Source organism: Asticcacaulis solisilvae (assembly GCF_052327315.1).
In the GTDB taxonomy this organism is placed as follows: Bacteria; Pseudomonadota; Alphaproteobacteria; order Caulobacterales; family Caulobacteraceae; genus Asticcacaulis; species Asticcacaulis solisilvae_B.
Genome location: NZ_CP166196.1, coordinates 3,641,327 through 3,656,702, shown reverse-complemented (window position 1 = coordinate 3,656,702; position 15,376 = coordinate 3,641,327). Strand labels below are relative to the sequence as shown.

Annotated in this window: 14 protein-coding genes; 7 read left to right on the top strand and 7 right to left on the bottom strand. The window is 63.5% G+C overall.

Translation table 11 applies throughout. The features are described from left to right. Positions 1 to 4: 4 nt before the first annotated feature. From AB8717_RS17215 to AB8717_RS17200, 4 genes are all read left to right on the top strand, one after another. Positions 5 to 1,966: a DUF2075 domain-containing protein gene (locus tag AB8717_RS17215; protein ID WP_443748543.1), complete on the top strand. Its 1,962-nt coding sequence runs from the start codon at positions 5 to 7 to the stop codon at positions 1,964 to 1,966. Between the two features lie 7 nt (positions 1,967 to 1,973). Continuing rightward, the gene (locus AB8717_RS17210; protein ID WP_443748542.1) at positions 1,974 to 2,936 is read left to right on the top strand and encodes a phosphodiester glycosidase family protein; all 963 of its coding nucleotides are present in this window, start codon (positions 1,974 to 1,976) and stop codon (positions 2,934 to 2,936) included. Between the two features lie 422 nt (positions 2,937 to 3,358). Beyond that, positions 3,359 to 4,060, top strand: coding sequence for a response regulator transcription factor CtrA (ctrA, locus tag AB8717_RS17205; protein WP_443748541.1), 702 nt, complete (start codon positions 3,359 to 3,361; stop codon positions 4,058 to 4,060). A gap of 170 nt (positions 4,061 to 4,230) precedes the next feature. Beyond that, positions 4,231 to 5,205: a bifunctional helix-turn-helix transcriptional regulator/GNAT family N-acetyltransferase gene (locus tag AB8717_RS17200; protein WP_443748540.1), complete on the top strand. Its 975-nt coding sequence runs from the start codon at positions 4,231 to 4,233 to the stop codon at positions 5,203 to 5,205. Positions 5,206 to 5,207: 2 nt separating this feature from the next. Here AB8717_RS17200 and AB8717_RS17195 read toward each other — a convergent pair whose 3' ends face one another. Then, positions 5,208 to 6,554, bottom strand: a complete 1,347-nt coding sequence (locus tag AB8717_RS17195) for a GGDEF domain-containing protein (protein ID WP_443748539.1) — start codon at positions 6,552 to 6,554, stop codon at positions 5,208 to 5,210. Positions 6,555 to 6,721: 167 nt separating this feature from the next. On the opposite strand from AB8717_RS17195, the gene AB8717_RS17190 reads away from it, so the two are divergent. The 3 genes from AB8717_RS17190 (at position 6,722) to AB8717_RS17180 (ending at position 8,649) form a co-directional block, all read left to right on the top strand. Beyond that, on the top strand, positions 6,722 to 7,240 hold the full coding sequence (locus AB8717_RS17190) for an arsenate-mycothiol transferase ArsC (RefSeq protein WP_443748538.1): 519 nt from the start codon (positions 6,722 to 6,724) through the stop codon (positions 7,238 to 7,240). A gap of 160 nt (positions 7,241 to 7,400) precedes the next feature. Then, the gene (locus AB8717_RS17185) at positions 7,401 to 7,751 is read left to right on the top strand and encodes an ArsR/SmtB family transcription factor (protein ID WP_443748537.1); all 351 of its coding nucleotides are present in this window, start codon (positions 7,401 to 7,403) and stop codon (positions 7,749 to 7,751) included. 130 nt (positions 7,752 to 7,881) lie between these two features. Beyond that, positions 7,882 to 8,649 carry a DUF4142 domain-containing protein gene (locus AB8717_RS17180; RefSeq protein WP_443748536.1) on the top strand — a complete coding sequence of 256 codons (768 nt, stop codon included), beginning with the start codon at positions 7,882 to 7,884 and terminating at the stop codon, positions 8,647 to 8,649. Between the two features lie 75 nt (positions 8,650 to 8,724). Here the strand turns inward: AB8717_RS17180 and AB8717_RS17175 are convergent, their stop codons facing one another. The 6 genes from AB8717_RS17175 to AB8717_RS17150 form a co-directional block, all read right to left on the bottom strand. Then, positions 8,725 to 9,720: an aldo/keto reductase gene (locus tag AB8717_RS17175; protein WP_443748535.1), complete on the bottom strand. Its 996-nt coding sequence runs from the start codon at positions 9,718 to 9,720 to the stop codon at positions 8,725 to 8,727. 137 nt (positions 9,721 to 9,857) lie between these two features. Beyond that, complete coding sequence (locus AB8717_RS17170) at positions 9,858 to 10,700, bottom strand: CheR family methyltransferase (RefSeq protein ID WP_443748534.1); 843 nt, start codon at positions 10,698 to 10,700, stop codon at positions 9,858 to 9,860. 14 nt (positions 10,701 to 10,714) lie between these two features. Then, on the bottom strand, positions 10,715 to 11,923 hold the full coding sequence (locus AB8717_RS17165; protein ID WP_443748533.1) for a protein-glutamate methylesterase/protein-glutamine glutaminase: 1,209 nt from the start codon (positions 11,921 to 11,923) through the stop codon (positions 10,715 to 10,717). Between the two features lie 78 nt (positions 11,924 to 12,001). Next, the gene (locus AB8717_RS17160; RefSeq protein WP_443748532.1) at positions 12,002 to 12,367 is read right to left on the bottom strand and encodes a response regulator; all 366 of its coding nucleotides are present in this window, start codon (positions 12,365 to 12,367) and stop codon (positions 12,002 to 12,004) included. Between the two features lie 26 nt (positions 12,368 to 12,393). Beyond that, on the bottom strand, positions 12,394 to 12,837 hold the full coding sequence (locus AB8717_RS17155; RefSeq protein WP_443748531.1) for a chemotaxis protein CheW: 444 nt from the start codon (positions 12,835 to 12,837) through the stop codon (positions 12,394 to 12,396). Beyond that, positions 12,834 to 15,299, bottom strand: a complete 2,466-nt coding sequence (locus AB8717_RS17150; RefSeq protein ID WP_443748530.1) for a chemotaxis protein CheW — start codon at positions 15,297 to 15,299, stop codon at positions 12,834 to 12,836. Before AB8717_RS17150 ends, AB8717_RS17155 begins: the two co-directional genes overlap by 4 nt. Between the last annotated feature and the right edge of the window lie 77 nt (positions 15,300 to 15,376).

Sequence of the window (15,376 nt, the reverse complement as noted above, 5' to 3'; positions counted from 1 at the left end):
CCGCATGCGTGCCTACTACTCCGCGTCCAGGGCGCAATTCGACAGTCATTCCGATGCCCATATCCTGGGTGAGCTGACGACCTGGCATAGCTTCGCGACCGAGCAGGCGCAAACCAGCGCGTGGCGGCAACAGATCGCCATCCTGCGTGTGGCGCTGAAAGACATTCCGGACTTCACGCTTTTTTTTGAGTTCGCCATCCCGCGCATGGGCAAGCGCGCTGATACTGTCGTGCTGATCGGCGATACCGTCTTCGTCATCGAGTTCAAGGTCGGCAGCGAGGCCTTCGACCGTCACGCGCTGGAACAGGTCGAAGACTATGCGCTCGATCTCAAGAATTTCCACCAGGGCAGCCATGATCTTTCGATCGTGCCGGTCCTGGTGGCGACGCGGGCAGAGGCATCCCGCGACGTCCAGATGGAACTGGCCTTCGATCTGGTGTCGCAGCCACTCAGCGTGACCAGCCACGATCTCGGCGAGGTCCTGCGGCTGATTTCGGCCAGGCACCGCCCGGGTTTCGATGCCGGAGCCTGGGCGGCCAGCGGCTATCGCCCGACACCGACCATCGTCGAGGCCGCCCGGGCGCTCTATGCCAATCACAGCGTCGAAGACATTACGCGCAGTGGCGCCGACGACCTTAATCTCGGCCGCACCCAGGACGCGATATCGGCGGTGATCGAGACGTCGCGGGCGCGGAACCTGAAATCGATCTGCTTCATCACCGGCGTCCCCGGCGCCGGCAAGACCCTGGCCGGGCTGACGGTCGCCACGCGCCGTCAGGACGGCGATGCCAGCGAACATGCCACCTATCTCACCGGCAATGGTCCGCTGGTCGAGGTCCTGCGGGAAGCCCTGGCGCGGGATACCTGCGAACGGACCGGCGTGAAAAAGGCCAACGCCGCGCGCAGTGTCGCGGCCTTCATCCAGAACATCCATAATTTCCGCGACGACTATGCCGGCAATGACACTGTTCCGTCGGACCACGTCGTGGTCTTCGACGAGGCCCAGCGCGCCTGGACACGCGCCCAGGCCTCCAAGTTCATGCAGGCCAAGCGCAATATTCCCGACTTCGACATGTCCGAGCCGGAATTTCTGCTCAGTGTCATGGACCGCCACGCCGACTGGTGCACGGTGGTCTGCCTGATCGGCGGCGGCCAGGAGATCAATACGGGCGAGGCGGGCTTGTCGGAATGGATGACGGCGATCCGCGACCATTTCCCGCATTGGCGTGTCCACGTTTCCGACCAGATCGAGCATCCGGATTACGATCTCCGGAAAGACGCCAAAGCTTTCCTGGCCTCGGCACAGGTGACGCCCAGCCCTGACCTGCACCTCGGCGTTTCGATGCGGTCCTTCCGCGCCGAGACCCTGTCGGATTTCATTTCCCATGTGCTGGGCTCCCATGTGCTGGGCGGCGATCGTCAGGCCGCGCACGCGGCGGCCGATAAGCTCGACAAATATCCGCTGATGCTGACGCGCGACCTGGCAGCCGCGCGCGACTGGCTGAAATCAAAGGCGCGCGGCACGGAACGCTATGGACTGGTCGCGTCGTCGGGGGCGCATCGCTTGCGGCCGGAAGGCCTGCACATCAAGGCCGCCATCGACCCGGCCAACTGGTTCCTCAATGACCGTAGCGACGTACGGTCTTCGTTTGCCCTTGAGGAGGCGGCCAGCGAGTTCGATATCCAGGGGCTTGAGCTCGACTGGACGGGCGTCTGCTGGGATGCCGACCTGCGTTATGACGGCGGCTGGCGGATGTACAATTTCAAGGGCACGCGCTGGCAGTCGATCAATGACGACTGGCGCAAACTCTATCTGAAGAATGCCTATCGCGTCATCCTGACCCGGGCTCGGCAAGGCATTGTGGTCTTCGTGCCGAAGGGCGACGAAACCGACGCCACACGCCCGCCGCACTTCTATGATGGGACTTACGAATACCTGAAGAACTGCGGGTTTCAGCCATTGTGAGGGGACAATGAAGAAACTGGAAATAGCGGCGGCTGTCATCGCCTGCGCCGGTATCGCCGGTGCGGCGTGGATCTGGCAAGGCCATGGCGCTTACGGCTTCGGCGTTATCGCCCATACGGGCGGCAACTACTGGACCGAAGTGGCGAAGGACGATCCCTCGCTCGACGCGTCGATCCGGGCGGCCATTCGTCCGGACGCGGACAAGGCCGTCGCGGGCGCCTTCGCGTGGAAAGCCGTTGCGCCGGGTTATGAGGTCACCGAAATCCCGGTCATGCTGGACGGCGCCGAGGTCGACCGTCTTATCCTCAGCCGCATCGATCCGGCGTACTATCGGTTTACGGCGCACAATGCTCCCGAAGGCAGGAATATCGGCGAGTGGAAAAAGGCGCTGCCCAGGGCGGCGCTGATCGTCAACGGCAGTTACTTCGACAAGAAGGGCTTGCCCGACACGCCGTTCGTCAGTGACGGCCAGGCCCTTGGGCCGCAGACCTACGACGCCAGGGCCGGGGCGTTCGTCGCCAATGATGCCGGCGCGGCCGTGATCGACCTCCAGCACCAGGCGTGGCGGGACGCCCTGAAAGGCAGCGCCGACGCCATGGTCTCCTATCCCATGCTGGTTGGCGAAGACGGCCAGACGCGCGTTACGGTCGCCAGCAACTGGCTGGCCAACCGCACCTTTGTCGCCGAGGACGGTACCGGACACATTATTGTCGGCTCGACCAGGGCTGGCTTCTTTTCGCTCGGCCGGCTGGCCGCGTTCCTGAAAGCGGCACCGCTCGGTATCCGGACGGCGCTCAATCTCGACGGCGGGCCGATCGCCTGCCGTGGCGAGCGTGTCGGCGGCTTCCGCCGCGACGTTCACGCCACCGTCGAAGCGCAACCGCATGACACGACGGTCGGCGTCCTTCGCTGGCCGCTCGACGAAGACTGGGGCATGCCCATAGTGCTGGCTGTCGAGCCGAAATCTTAAGCCGAAGTCTTAAGGCGAAGTCTTAAGGCGGCCGTCGGAAATCGCCGCCCTTACAATTTTTTGGTAAGTCCTGAGGCCAAACCATGGCGGAAATTTTCGCCAAAAAGCCGCAAATTCAAGGTTTGATCGGGTGTCGCTTTTCGCTTTTTGCGCGAGGGGACGGCAGATTTTTATGCAGAGCCGCTCACACAACTGTGTGATTCAAAAGACTCATTGTCAAAAAATGACCGTAAAAATCCTGTGAGTAAGCAAATTCGTTGACTCGAGACTCTTGCCCCCGATTCGCAAATCACCTTACGCCGGACACTCAGGTGTTAAGCTTAACGAATCTTAAGTGATTTCCTGTTTAGCATGACGGGGAACGGGCGGAGGCATATTGCCTCCTGCTTAACCTGTTACCCACGAAGCCGGGAGGGGCTTATATGCGCGTACTACTTATCGAAGACGACAGCGCGACAGCGCAAAGCATCGAGCTGATGCTCAAGTCGGAAGGTTTCAACGTCTACACGACCGACCTGGGCGAAGAAGGCGTGGATCTGGGCAAGATCTACGACTACGACCTGATCCTGCTCGATCTCTCGCTGCCGGACATGTCGGGCCTCGAAGTCCTGCGCCAGCTGCGCGTCGGCAAGGTCAACACCCCGGTGATGATCCTGTCGGGTACGGCGGAAATCGAAACCAAGGTCAAGACGCTCGGCGGCGGCGCCGACGACTACATGACCAAGCCCTTCCACAAGGACGAACTGATCGCCCGTATCCACGCGGTCGTCCGTCGCTCCAAGGGTCACGCCCAGTCGATCATCAAGACCGGTGACATCATCGTCAACCTCGACGCCAAGACCGTCGAAGTCTGCGGTAACCGCGTCCACCTGACGGGCAAGGAATACGAAATGCTCGAGCTGCTGTCCCTGCGCAAGGGCACGACGCTCACCAAGGAAATGTTCCTGAACCACCTGTACGGTGGCATGGACGAGCCGGAACTGAAGATCATCGACGTGTTCATCTGCAAGCTCCGCAAGAAGCTGGCCGTGGCCGCCGACGGCAACCACTACATCGAAACGGTCTGGGGCCGCGGCTATGTCCTGCGCGACCCGCACGATCAGTCGGGCACCGTCGCCGCCTAAACGCGACAAAAATTCGTTCGAAGACGCCCGCCATCCTCTCATGGCGGGCGTTTTTCGTTTTGGACGAGCGTTTTCGTCATGTGTTTTTTTGGTGTCCGGGCCCTTGCGTAAATCAGCGTGCGGGTGCATTTGTATATCGCGATATATAACGCGTTATGTAAGGTGGCCGCATGGACATCCTCAGCGATATGGGCCCGGTCTTCCTGGGCAGCCGCCTGAAGCGCCTGGCCGAACGGCTACAGGCCGATGCGGCCCGCGTCGTCAACGAGGCGGGCCTTCCGGTGCAGCCGACGCATATGCCCCTGCTGGTGGCGCTCGATCGCGAGCCGGCGACGGTGGGCCGGCTTGTCGAGGTCGTGGGCACCAGCCAGCCGGGCGTGACACGCGGCATCGGCCAACTGGTGGAGCTGGGCCTGGTGCAGTCCGAACGCGGCGAGGACCAGCGCCGGCGCCTGATCTCCCTCACGCCTGAAGGACAGGCGGCCATGGCGCGCGCCAAGCACCTGGCCATGCCGCGCATCGAAGCCGGTGTGAACAGTATTTTCGCCAGCCTCGACAATGATTTCCTGGGGCAGGTCGCAAAGATCGAAAGCGCTCTGGACGCTCGCTCGCTCTATGCCCGCGCGGCCGGCGCCGTCCGGCCGGCCCTGACGATCCGTGAATATGCCCCCGAGCTGGCGCAGGCTTTCCACGACATCAATGCTGAATGGATCAGCACCATGTTTCGGCTGGAGGAGACCGATGTCGAGGTGCTGCGCAATCCCGATACGCGCATCATTGCGCCCGGCGGCGTCATCCTGTTCGTCGAGGCGGAGGGCCTGGGCATTGTCGGCACCTGCGCCCTGCAAAAGACCGGGCCGGGCGCCTATGAGCTGACCAAGATGGGCGTGCGCGGCACGGCGCGGGGACTGAAGGCCGGCGAATTCCTGCTCGACGCCATGATCGCGCGGGCGCGCGCGCTGCAGGTCGAGACGCTGTACCTGCTGACCAATGCCCGATGCGAAGCCGCCATCCACCTTTACGAAAAGTTGGGTTTCCGCCACGATGCCGATATCATGGCGCGCTACGGTGCCCGGTACGAACGGTGCGATGTGGCCATGCGCCGCGCGACGGAACCGCACGAAGCGCGGGACAAGGATCAGTGACTTCAGGCTGCCTTGGGTGTCGCCACCCCGCGCAGCTTGACGCGATTGCGGCCTTCGGCCTTGGCGGCGTAGAGCGCGATATCGGCCTGGGCAACCAGTTGCGTCAGGTCGGGTTCGGCCATGTTCGACCAGTTGACGCCCAGGCTGGCGGTGACGCCGCCCGGTATGCCGAAATCGAAGGCTTCGACGCGTTCGCGGATCTTTTCGGCGATCTTCTGGGCCGCCCGCCGATCGACGTCGGCGCAGACGACGATGAACTCCTCGCCGCCCCAGCGCGCCGCCAGATCGCCTGACCGCACATTGCCGTTGATGACCTGGGCCACGGCGCTCAGCACGCGATCGCCCTGGTCGTGGCCGTGGGTGTCGTTGAGCGCCTTGAAGTGATCGAGGTCGAGCAGGATGACCGCCAGGCTGAAGGCGCCGCGGCGGTGACCGGCCAGCTCGTTGAAACGTTCCATCAGGCCGCGGCGGTTGAATATCCCGGTCAGGTGGTCGCGGCGCGCCGCCTCCTGGGCCTCGCGCAGGGCCATGGCCTCGAGCGCCAGCCGTTCGGCCTGGGCGCGGCGCAGGTTGCCGACACGGTAGCCGAGATAGATGACGATCATGACGATCCAGATGCCGAGCAGCAGCGAATACCACTGCGCGTCCGACAGGATGGCCGTCTTGATGGTGACATCGCGGATTTCGAAACTGTGGGGGCCGAGCGGCGCTTCGGAACCGGTTTCGATATTGAACGAGGTGATATTGTCGAATTGCGGCCGGCCGAATTCCGGCGGCAGCTTGCGCTTGCGCAGCCACCAGTCGGCGACGCCGAAGTCGGTCGGCACGAATTCGATATGCTGCAGCTTGCCGGGCGTTGTGTCGGCTTCGACGCGCAGGAATTTCGGCGACTCGATGTCCGCCATGGTGGAGTAGCGCGGATCGAAGTTCTTCAGGTGCACACGGAAGGACGTTGCCGAACCCTTGTACATCAGGGTCATGGCGAAGGAGCGCATATTGCTGAGGTTCAGCCCGTGCGTGCCCTTGTTGCCGTCGGTGAACAGCTCGTACCCGCAATAAGGATAGGCATTGCCGGCGCGCAGGTCGCACGCCCAGGACATGTTGCCGGTACTCCATACGGTGGACTTGCCGCCGTTGTCGTTGTCGGCGAACAGCGTACGCGTCGCACTGGCGACGCCGGGCGGCGTGTAATGGATCGTTCGTTCAAGGAGGGGCTTCTGCCAGATGACGGCGCCTGCCGTAAGCAGCAGCAGGCACAGCAGCGCCATCTCGAACCGGGCGCCGGCCATCAGGCGCAGGCTCCGGCGGGCAAATCCGGCAGTTTCCTCGGGGACAGTCTCTCTACGCAACGCGACCTCGAACGGGCAGAATTCATGTAGTTGTGTTATCGACTGTACGCCTGATCTCTGAGCGGACCGTGAAACTTTAATGTTAACGCTCACGCAAAGAGGGCTAATGCCGGTTAACCCATTTCATAAAGACCGGAATAAAGCCTTGTCGCCTAGGCTCAACGTGTATGAGCGAGTCCCGGATCATCAATATCCTGTTTGTCGATGCCGGCAATTCGGCGCGGTCGATCCTGGCCGAGGCCCTGCTCAACCGGCTGGGCGCCGGGCGCTTTGAAGGTTTTTCCGCCGGCTTCGATCCGGTGGCGGCGGTCAGTCCCTACGTTCTGGGCGTATTGCACCGCATGCATTACAACACGGGCTGGCTGGCCACAAAGCCGGTCGAGGCCATGATCAGCCGCTATATCCCGCCCTTCGACGCGATCGTCCGCCTGTCTCCCGGCGTGCCGTCCGGCGGGCGTTGGCCACCGTGCCGCCAGGGACAGGTCATCGTCGACTGGTGCATGGACGACCCCCGCGAAGCCTTTGACGGCAAGGCTATGATCGCCCAGGGCTATGAAACCCTGTTCGGCGTTCTGACCAGCCGGATAGAGGCCATGACACGATTGACACCCGAAGCCTTCGGCGATGCCGACATCTGTCTGCGGCTCGACCAGATGGCCATGCCCCATCCCCGCATGGCCGGCTGAGCCGTCATACTAATAAAGGCAAAAATCAAGCCGCAGCGGGTTAAACGGCAATAACAAAAAAGTTTTTTGCGGTGTGCGTGTGCTTGCTTTTCATTTCCGGGGGGCGGGTATAAAAACCCCGGCCATAAGGATCGTATAAATTTCCGATAAGGTAGAATTGATGACGAATGACGATGCGGTGGTAAACCTGTTCGCCCTGGCACATCCGGGCCGCCTCAATGTGTTCCGCACCATCGTCAAGGCCGGCCCGGGCGGTATTGCCGCCGGCAAGATCGCCGAAAGCGTCGGTATTCCCGCCAATACCGCGTCGACCCACCTCAGCATCCTGACGGGCGCCGGCCTGCTGAGCGCCTATCGCGACGGCCGCTCGATCATCTACCGCGCCAACTTTTCGCATTTTTCCGAATTGGTCGGCTTCATGGTCGAGGATTGCTGCGAGGGCCAGGACGAGGCTTCGCAGGCCTTGCGCGCCTTCTTCAAGGGCAAGCCGGCCATGGCCGAGGCTAAGTAGCCGTATAGCGCCTTTATAATCTGATGCTTTTTCAGAGCCTTTTCCTTACGGGAAAGGCTCTTTCGCGTCACATTGGCACCCTGACGTGCCGGTAAGCTTTCACTTCTTCTCACTATCGAAAGGAAGTGTCATGACGACCCGCAAGGCCCATAAGATCACCGGAATTCTGGCTGCCGCCCTGGCGGCCTCGGCTCTTGGCACCCTGCCCGTCGGCGCTTATGCGCAGACCACACCCGCGACCCAGCCGGCCGATCAGGCGCCAGCCACGGCACCGGCTCAAGCGCCGGCCCCAACCCCGGCGAGCCCGCCCGCAACCAGCGACGCCACCTCGTCGGCCGCGACCGCCACGGCGGGGCAAGGCACGGCGGGGCAAGGCACGGGCCCCGTGGCCAAGGATTTTATCCAGCAGGCCTATCTCACCAATGAATTCGGCATAGCCGCCGCCCAGGTCGCGCTGAAGACCAGCAGCAATGCGGCGGTCAAGGCGGCGGCTCAAAGCGTGCTTACCGACGGCATGAAGGTGCGCCAGGACATGGTCGCCGCCATCCAGGGCGCGACGACCGACATGCATTTCGACCAGGGCTGGACCGACGAATACAAGCAGAAGCTGGCCGATCTGCAATCCGTCACCGGCAAGGAATTCGACCAGAAGTACCTGGCGACCCAGGGTGATGTCACCAAGACGGCGGCCAGCGCCTACAGCACCTATGCTTCGGCTGGGACCGACGCGACGGTGAAGACCTTCGCCCAGTCCGACCTGCCGCGCCTGCAGGCGGACGGCTCCAAGCTCGACGCCGCCGCCAGCAGCGTCGCGTCCGAGCCGGATGCAGCGGCCGCGCCGGCGACACCGACGGCCTCGAAGGCCACCAAGACGGTGAAGCATACCAAGAAGAAGTAGGCGACGGCGTTGACCCCTCCGTCAGCTATGCTGGCACCTCCCCATCATGCGATGGGGAGGATTTTCTTTGCGTGGTTATAGGTTTGTCATGGCCAGCGACGCCTCGCCATAACGCGCGCCGGCAAAACCGGTTTCGGCGATGGTGTCCTCGATCAGCTTGAGATCGGCGGGGCTCAGCTGGATATCCGCCGCGCGCAAATTTTCCGTCAGGCGGCTAAGCTTGCGCGTGCCGGGAATAGGCACGATCCATGGTTTCTGCGCCAGAAGCCAGGCAAGGGCCAGTTGCGCCGGCGTGACGCCGCGCGATTTCGCGACCTCTTCCAACGCATCGACGGCGCGAAGATTTTGATCGCGGGCCTCGCCATTGAAACGCGGTTGCGTCTTGCGGCGGAAGTCGTCCTCGGTCAGCGACTCGACCGCCTTGTAGGCGCCGGTCAGGAAGCCGCGGCCGAGCGGCGAGTAGGGGACGAAGCCGATACCCAGCTCTTCAAGGACGGGGAGGATTTCGGCCTCGGGATCGCGCGTCCACAACGAGTATTCGCTTTGCAGCGCCGTCACCGGCTGGACGGCGTGGGCGCGGCGGATGGTGGCGGCGGATGCCTCCGACAGGCCGAAATGCAGCACCTTGCCTTCGGCGATCAGGTCCTTGACCGCTCCGGCGACATCCTCGATCGGCACGGCAGGATCGACGCGGTGCTGGTACAGAAGGTCGATACGGTCGGTGCGCAGGCGCTTCAGCGAGGCCTCGACGACCTCGCGGATGTGCTCGGGGCGGGAATTGACGCCCGACAGCGAGCCGGCAATGCCCTGACCGATCTGGAAGCCGAACTTGGTGGCGATGACCACCCTGTCGCGTAAGGTCTGGAAGGCCTCGCCCAGCAATTCCTCGTTGGTGAAGGGACCGTAGACCTCGGCCGTATCGAAGAAGGTGACGCCCAGGTCGACGGCCTGGCGCAGCAGGGTCAGGCATTCGTCGCGGTCCGACGGCCCGTACGCCCAGCTCATGCCCATGCAGCCGAGGCCGAGGGCAGATACTTTGAGTCCGCTTTTACCGAGTACGCGTGTTTTCATGGAGTTGCCCTCTAGCAATATATTTTGGGGAGAATACCGGCACCGCCCATATGGGCGCTGACCGCCCGCCGAGAAAGGGCCGGCGCAATAAAAAAGCCCCCGTTTCCGGGGGCTTGGAAATATCATTTGCGGACCGGTCAGGCGAGGCGGCGGGCCGGCTCGGTCTTGACCGCCTGGTTCTTGATGTACAGGCCGCGCATTCCGGGCATCGGCTTGAAGGCGTCGGTGATGCCGAGCACGGTTTCGGCCGCGCCCAGGAACAGGTAGCCGTCGTCCGGCAGCAGCTGGGCCATCTGCTCGAGCACCTTCTTCTTGGTCTCGATGTCGAAATAGATCAGCACGTTGCGGCAGTAGATGACGTCCATGCGGCCCATGCCGCGCAGGTCGTCGAGCAGGTTCAGCTTCTTGAAGCGGATCGACTGGCGCATCTTCGGCGAGATACGCCACATTTCGTCGACCTTCTCGAAGTTCTTGACCATCATGGTGATGGGCAGGCCGCGCTGGACCTCGAACTGGGTGTAAAGGCCGGACTGCGCCTTTTCGAGGCAGCGGTCAGAAATGTCGGTCGCCAGGATGTCGAGATTGACGCGCGGAAACTGGACGCGGCTTTCTTCCATCAGCATGGCCAGGCTGTAGGGCTCCTGGCCGGTCGAACAGGCGGCGCACCAGATCTTGATCTCGCCGTTCAGGCGCGTCTTGGCGAGGGCCGGCAGCACGTCGGACTTGAACTGGTCGAACGGCACCTTGTCGCGGAAGAAGAAGGTTTCGTTGGTCGTCATGGCGTCGGTGACGGCCGTCATCAGCTTTTCGTCGCGCTTGGTGCGCAGCGCCGTCAGCAGGGCCGCGACCGAGGAAAAGCCCTCCTTGCGCGCCACCGGCGCCAGGCGGCTTTCGATCAGGTAGGTCTTGTCCGAGCCCAGGATGAGACCCGAGCGGGTCTTGAGCATTGCCGAGAGATGTTCGATGTCTTCGTTGGTCATTTTTATGTCTCTCTTTACGGACGTTCGCCGCGGGCGAAGGCGCGGCAAGCCGCCGACAGGCCTTCGATCGGTTTGATGATTTCTGCGAGGCCGGCTTCGGCCACGGCGCCGGGCATGCCCCAGACGACGCTGGTGGCTTCGTCCTGGACCATGACGGAGGCGTTGACGTTGACCAGCGCCTGGGCGCCGTCGCGGCCGTCATGGCCCATGCCGGTCAGCACGACGGCCAGCGCATGGTTGCCGTAGACGTCGGCCGCGGATTTGAACAGGGGATCGACCGCCGGACGGCACCAGTTGACCTGAGGGCCCTGGTCCAGCTTGAGCTGCTTGCAGATCGGATCGTTCTTGATCGTCATATGCCAGTCGCCGGGCGCGATATAGACGTTGCGCGACTCGATCAGCATGCCGTCCTTGGCCTCCTGCACCTTCATGGGCAGGGCCTTGTCGAGGTGTTCGGCCAGGATGGTCGTAAAGGTTGCCGGCATGTGCTGCACGATCAGGATCGGCAGTTTCCAGTCGTTGCCCAGGCCCAGCAGGAAGGCGCGCAGGGCGGGGGGGCCGCCGGTCGAGGCGCCGACCACCAGACAATCGATGCGCTTGGGGCCGATGCCGCGCGGACGCAGGGTCGGCGCGACAGGCGTGTGAATGGGTTTGGGGGCCACCGAATGCGACGGCGTATGCGTCGGCAGCGGGCCGTGCGCCGTGGGCGCCGACGGTGCGGGCCTGGCTTCGGGCGCCTTTGTCTCGGGCGCGCGGGCGTCCGGCGCGGGCGGCACCGGCCACTGGCGCGTGCGGCCGCACAGGGCGCGAATCTTGGTCAGAAGCTCGGTGCGGAAGCCGTCGGCGCCGCCGATGCGGGTCGAATCGGGCTTCGGGATATAGTCGGCCGCGCCCAGTTCCAGGGCACGGATGGTGACGTTGGCGCCGCGCGTCGTCAGGGTCGACGCCATCAGCACCTTGAGGCCCGGCTTGGCCGCCAACAGCTTGGGCAGGGCTTCGAGCCCGCCCATGTTCGGCATTTCGATGTCGAGGATCAGCACGTCGGGCTGGATTTCCCGGACCTTCTCGATGGCCTTGAGACCGTCGATGGCCAGGCCCGCCAGCACCATGTCGCGTTCCTGTTCCAGCCAACGCGAAATCAACCCGCGCACCACCGCAGAGTCGTCGACGATCATGATCTTCAACGGCCGAAGCGACGCAGCGGGATTAGGGTTAACGGACATGGACCCGAACAATGACTAAAGAGCGAACGCTGGAAAAAGGTACCGGACGGCGTGGACCGGAAGCTTAGATCAGGAAGGTCAGATCAGGCCGACTTCGGAGAACTTGGCTTCCAGGATTTCACCGTCGAACGGCTTCATGATGTATTCCGAGGCGCCTTCGGTCAGGGCTTCGGTAATGTGCGCAAGGTCGTTTTCGGTGGTGCAGAACACCACGACCGGCTGCTTGCCGCCTTCCTCCTTGCGGAGCTGGCGCAGGAAGGTGATGCCGTCCATGACGGGCATGTTCCAGTCGAGCAGGATGGCCGAAGGCATCTTTTCCTTGCAGGAATTGAGCGCCTCCAGACCATCATTGGCCTCGATGACCTCGAACTGCAGGTTTTCCAGAATGCGGCGGGCAACCTTGCGGATAACGCGGCTGTCATCGACGACGAGGCAGGTTTTCATCCCTGGTACTCCTGTTGAAAATCTTGTTACGCGGCCTTGAGATGCGCTGCATCCAGGAGCGTGTGCGGATCCAAGACTATCAGAAGTTCCTTTTCCAATTGATAAACGCCGACGATTATTTCGGCCCAGCGCGGCGGAAGATTGCCGGGAGGGGCGTGGAACTTTTCGTCGTCGAGTTTCAGGACCTCGTCGACCGAGTCGATGACCAGGCCGTAGGAATCGCCGTGGACTTCGAGGCCGATGGCCAGGGGCTCGGGCGCGCCTTCGCCGCGCGGCGGCAGGCCAAGGCGGCGGCGGGCGCAGACGGCGGTGACGATGCGGCCGCGCAGGTTCAGCACGCCGGCGATTTCGGAGCGCGACAGCGGCACGGGGGTCAGGCCGCGCGGATGGAAGACGTCGTGGACGCGCGCGGCGTCGACGCCGAACAGCTGGCCGCCGACACGCAGGGTTACATAGTCACGCAGGCTCATGCCACAGCCCTTTCAGCAGCGTTTTGCGGGCGGCGCTGGTGTTCGGCCAGGCCACGAAGATGATAGTTGTCGACGTCGAGGATTTCGCACGCCTTGCCGGACACGACGGCGGTGCCGCGCATGCCCTGGCGGTCTGCCGACAGTTCGATCTGCAGGCGGTCTTCGACGACGTCGATGATCTCGTCCACGGCCAGGCCCATGGCGTAGCCTTCGCCGGTGAAGACCAGCAGCGGCTGGATGTGTTCGCCGTCCTGCTGCTGATAGGCCATCAGGCTCGACAGGTCGCCGTTGACCGTCAGGATCGGCATCAGCTTGCCGCGGTATTGCAGCGCGGCGCGGCCTTCCATGATCTCGATCTGCGACGAATGGACGTGTTCCAGGCGAGTGATGTGTTCCAGCTCGACCGCCTTCGGCGCACCGGCGCCGGCGCGGAACAGCAGCATGGCGACCTTTTCGCCTTCGATCTCCGTGCTCGTCTCTTCGCCGTCTTCGGCCTGCTTTTCTTCCAGCATGTTGCCGGCGCGTTCGGCCATGGCGTTGGGATCGAGGATCAGGACGACCGAGCCGTCGCCCAGGATGGTGGCGCCCGAGAAGACGTTGACGTCGCGCAAGATGGTGGCCAGCGGCTTCACGACGATTTCCTCGGTGTCGAGGACGTCGTTGACGACAAGGCCGTAGCGGCGTTCGCCGACCTGGATGACCATGACGAAGGTCGGGTTTTCGGTCTCGGCGGCTTCGAGTTGCAGCGTCGGGCCCAGCTGGACCAGCGGCAGCAGCTTTTCACGCAGGCGCAGGACCAGCGAGTCGTTGATGCGTTCGATCTTGTGCTCGGTATTGGAGCCGGTGCGGACCAGTTCCATGACCGAGGTCTGCGGCACGGCGAACTTCTGGCCGCCGGCGCCGACGATCAGCGCCGAAACGATGGCGAGTGTCAGGGGGATCTTGATGGTGAAGGTCGTGCCCTGGCCCGGAACCGAGTTCAGGTCGATCTGGCCGCCGATCTGCTCGATATTGGTGCGGACGACGTCCATGCCGACGCCGCGGCCCGACAGGTTGGTGACCTTGGCGGCCGTCGAGAAGCCCGGCGCGAAGATATAGCGGTGGACCTGCTGGTCGGTCAGGCCATCGACCTCGCCGCGCGCGGCCAGGCCCTTTTCGATGATCTTTTCACGAATGCGGCCGGTATTGAGGCCACGGCCGTTGTCGGCGATGCGGATAACGATATAGCCGCCTTCGTGGAAGGCCGACAGCTTGATCGTGCCGTTCGCCGGCTTGCCGAGCTGGACGCGTTCCTCGGTGGGTTCGAGGCCATGGTCGGCCGAGTTGCGCACCATGTGGGTCAGCGGGTCGCGGATCAGTTCCAGGACCTGGCGGTCGAGTTCGGTGCCCTCGCCGTCCATGATCAGGTCGATCTTCTTGCCCAGTTCGTAGCTGAGATCGCGCACCAGGCGCGGCAGCTTCTTCCAGGCGGCGCCGATAGGCTGCATGCGCGTCTTCATGACGCTGTCCTGCAACTCGCCGGTCAGGGTCGACAGGCGTTGCAGCGGCGTGGCGAAGGCCGAGTCTTCACGGTTGCGCGAGATCTGCAGGAGCTGGTTGCGCGTCAGCACCATTTCCGAGACCAGGGTCATCAGGCCTTCCAGCACATCGACCGACACGCGGATCGACTGGGTGGTGGCGATGCCTTGCGCGTCCTCGCCGCCCAGTCCGGCCAGCGGCTCGGGGGCTGCGGGCTTTTGCGCGACCGGGGCCGGCGCTGCGACAGGCGCGGGAGCGGGCTCGGCAGCCTTGACGGGTTCCGGCGTGGCTTCGGCGACGGGCTCGGGCGCGGTGTCGTCCATCCAGTCGGGACCGTCGGCAGCCAGGAAGGCGGCTTCCAGGTCGGCTTCGGAGACTTCGCCCGGGCGCAGGGCGCGGCCGGTGGCCGGGTCGATATCGCCGGTTTGCAGGCCGGTGGCCTTCGCCTCTTCAGCGGCCGGGGCGGCGGCGCCGAGCGCGGGAATGTTCAGTTCGGCCGGTTCGACTTCCGATGCGATCGGGCGGACCGGGACTTCGACAGCCTGCACGGCCGACAGGTTGACCTCATGGCCTTCGGCCATGGCTTCCAGCTGGGCGATCAGGTCGTGGTCGTTGCCGTCGGGCTCGTTTCCGGTCGATTCGAGGCCGGCCAGGATGACCTTGATGCGGTCGATCGAGTGCAGGACCAGGGTCACGGCGACCGGGGTGACTTCCAGCTTGCCGTCGCGGAAACGGCCGAGCAGGGTCTCGCCGGCATGCGCCACCGCTTCGAGTCGACCGAGGCCGAGGAAGCCGCAGGTGCCCTTGATGGTGTGCACCAGCCGGAAAATATTATCGAGCGTCTTACGATCGTTGGGGTTGGCTTCGAACCGTACAAGTTCGCTATCGACGACCTCGAGGCTTTCAGCCGTTTCGGTCAAAAATTCAGCAATAAGATCGTCCACGACGCACCCTCTTCAGGAGTCTTCGGGCCTATGGCGGATACAGTTCGCCCAGCCCTTTGACCCGGATAGTGCGTCGC

Coding starts and splice junctions, on each gene's coding strand:
- ctrA (WP_443748541.1), top strand. CDS start 3,359: ATGCGCGTACTACTTATCGAAGACGACAGCGCGACAGCGCAAAGCATC.
- AB8717_RS17210 (WP_443748542.1), top strand. CDS start 1,974: ATGAAGAAACTGGAAATAGCGGCGGCTGTCATCGCCTGCGCCGGTATC.
- AB8717_RS17215 (WP_443748543.1), top strand. CDS start 5: ATGCGTGCCTACTACTCCGCGTCCAGGGCGCAATTCGACAGTCATTCC.
- AB8717_RS17185 (WP_443748537.1), top strand. CDS start 7,401: ATGACGAATGACGATGCGGTGGTAAACCTGTTCGCCCTGGCACATCCG.
- AB8717_RS17170 (WP_443748534.1), bottom strand. CDS start 10,700: ATGACCAACGAAGACATCGAACATCTCTCGGCAATGCTCAAGACCCGC.
- AB8717_RS17175 (WP_443748535.1), bottom strand. CDS start 9,720: ATGAAAACACGCGTACTCGGTAAAAGCGGACTCAAAGTATCTGCCCTC.
- AB8717_RS17180 (WP_443748536.1), top strand. CDS start 7,882: ATGACGACCCGCAAGGCCCATAAGATCACCGGAATTCTGGCTGCCGCC.
- AB8717_RS17200 (WP_443748540.1), top strand. CDS start 4,231: ATGGACATCCTCAGCGATATGGGCCCGGTCTTCCTGGGCAGCCGCCTG.
- AB8717_RS17190 (WP_443748538.1), top strand. CDS start 6,722: ATGAGCGAGTCCCGGATCATCAATATCCTGTTTGTCGATGCCGGCAAT.
- AB8717_RS17165 (WP_443748533.1), bottom strand. CDS start 11,923: ATGTCCGTTAACCCTAATCCCGCTGCGTCGCTTCGGCCGTTGAAGATC.
- AB8717_RS17155 (WP_443748531.1), bottom strand. CDS start 12,837: ATGAGCCTGCGTGACTATGTAACCCTGCGTGTCGGCGGCCAGCTGTTC.
- AB8717_RS17160 (WP_443748532.1), bottom strand. CDS start 12,367: ATGAAAACCTGCCTCGTCGTCGATGACAGCCGCGTTATCCGCAAGGTT.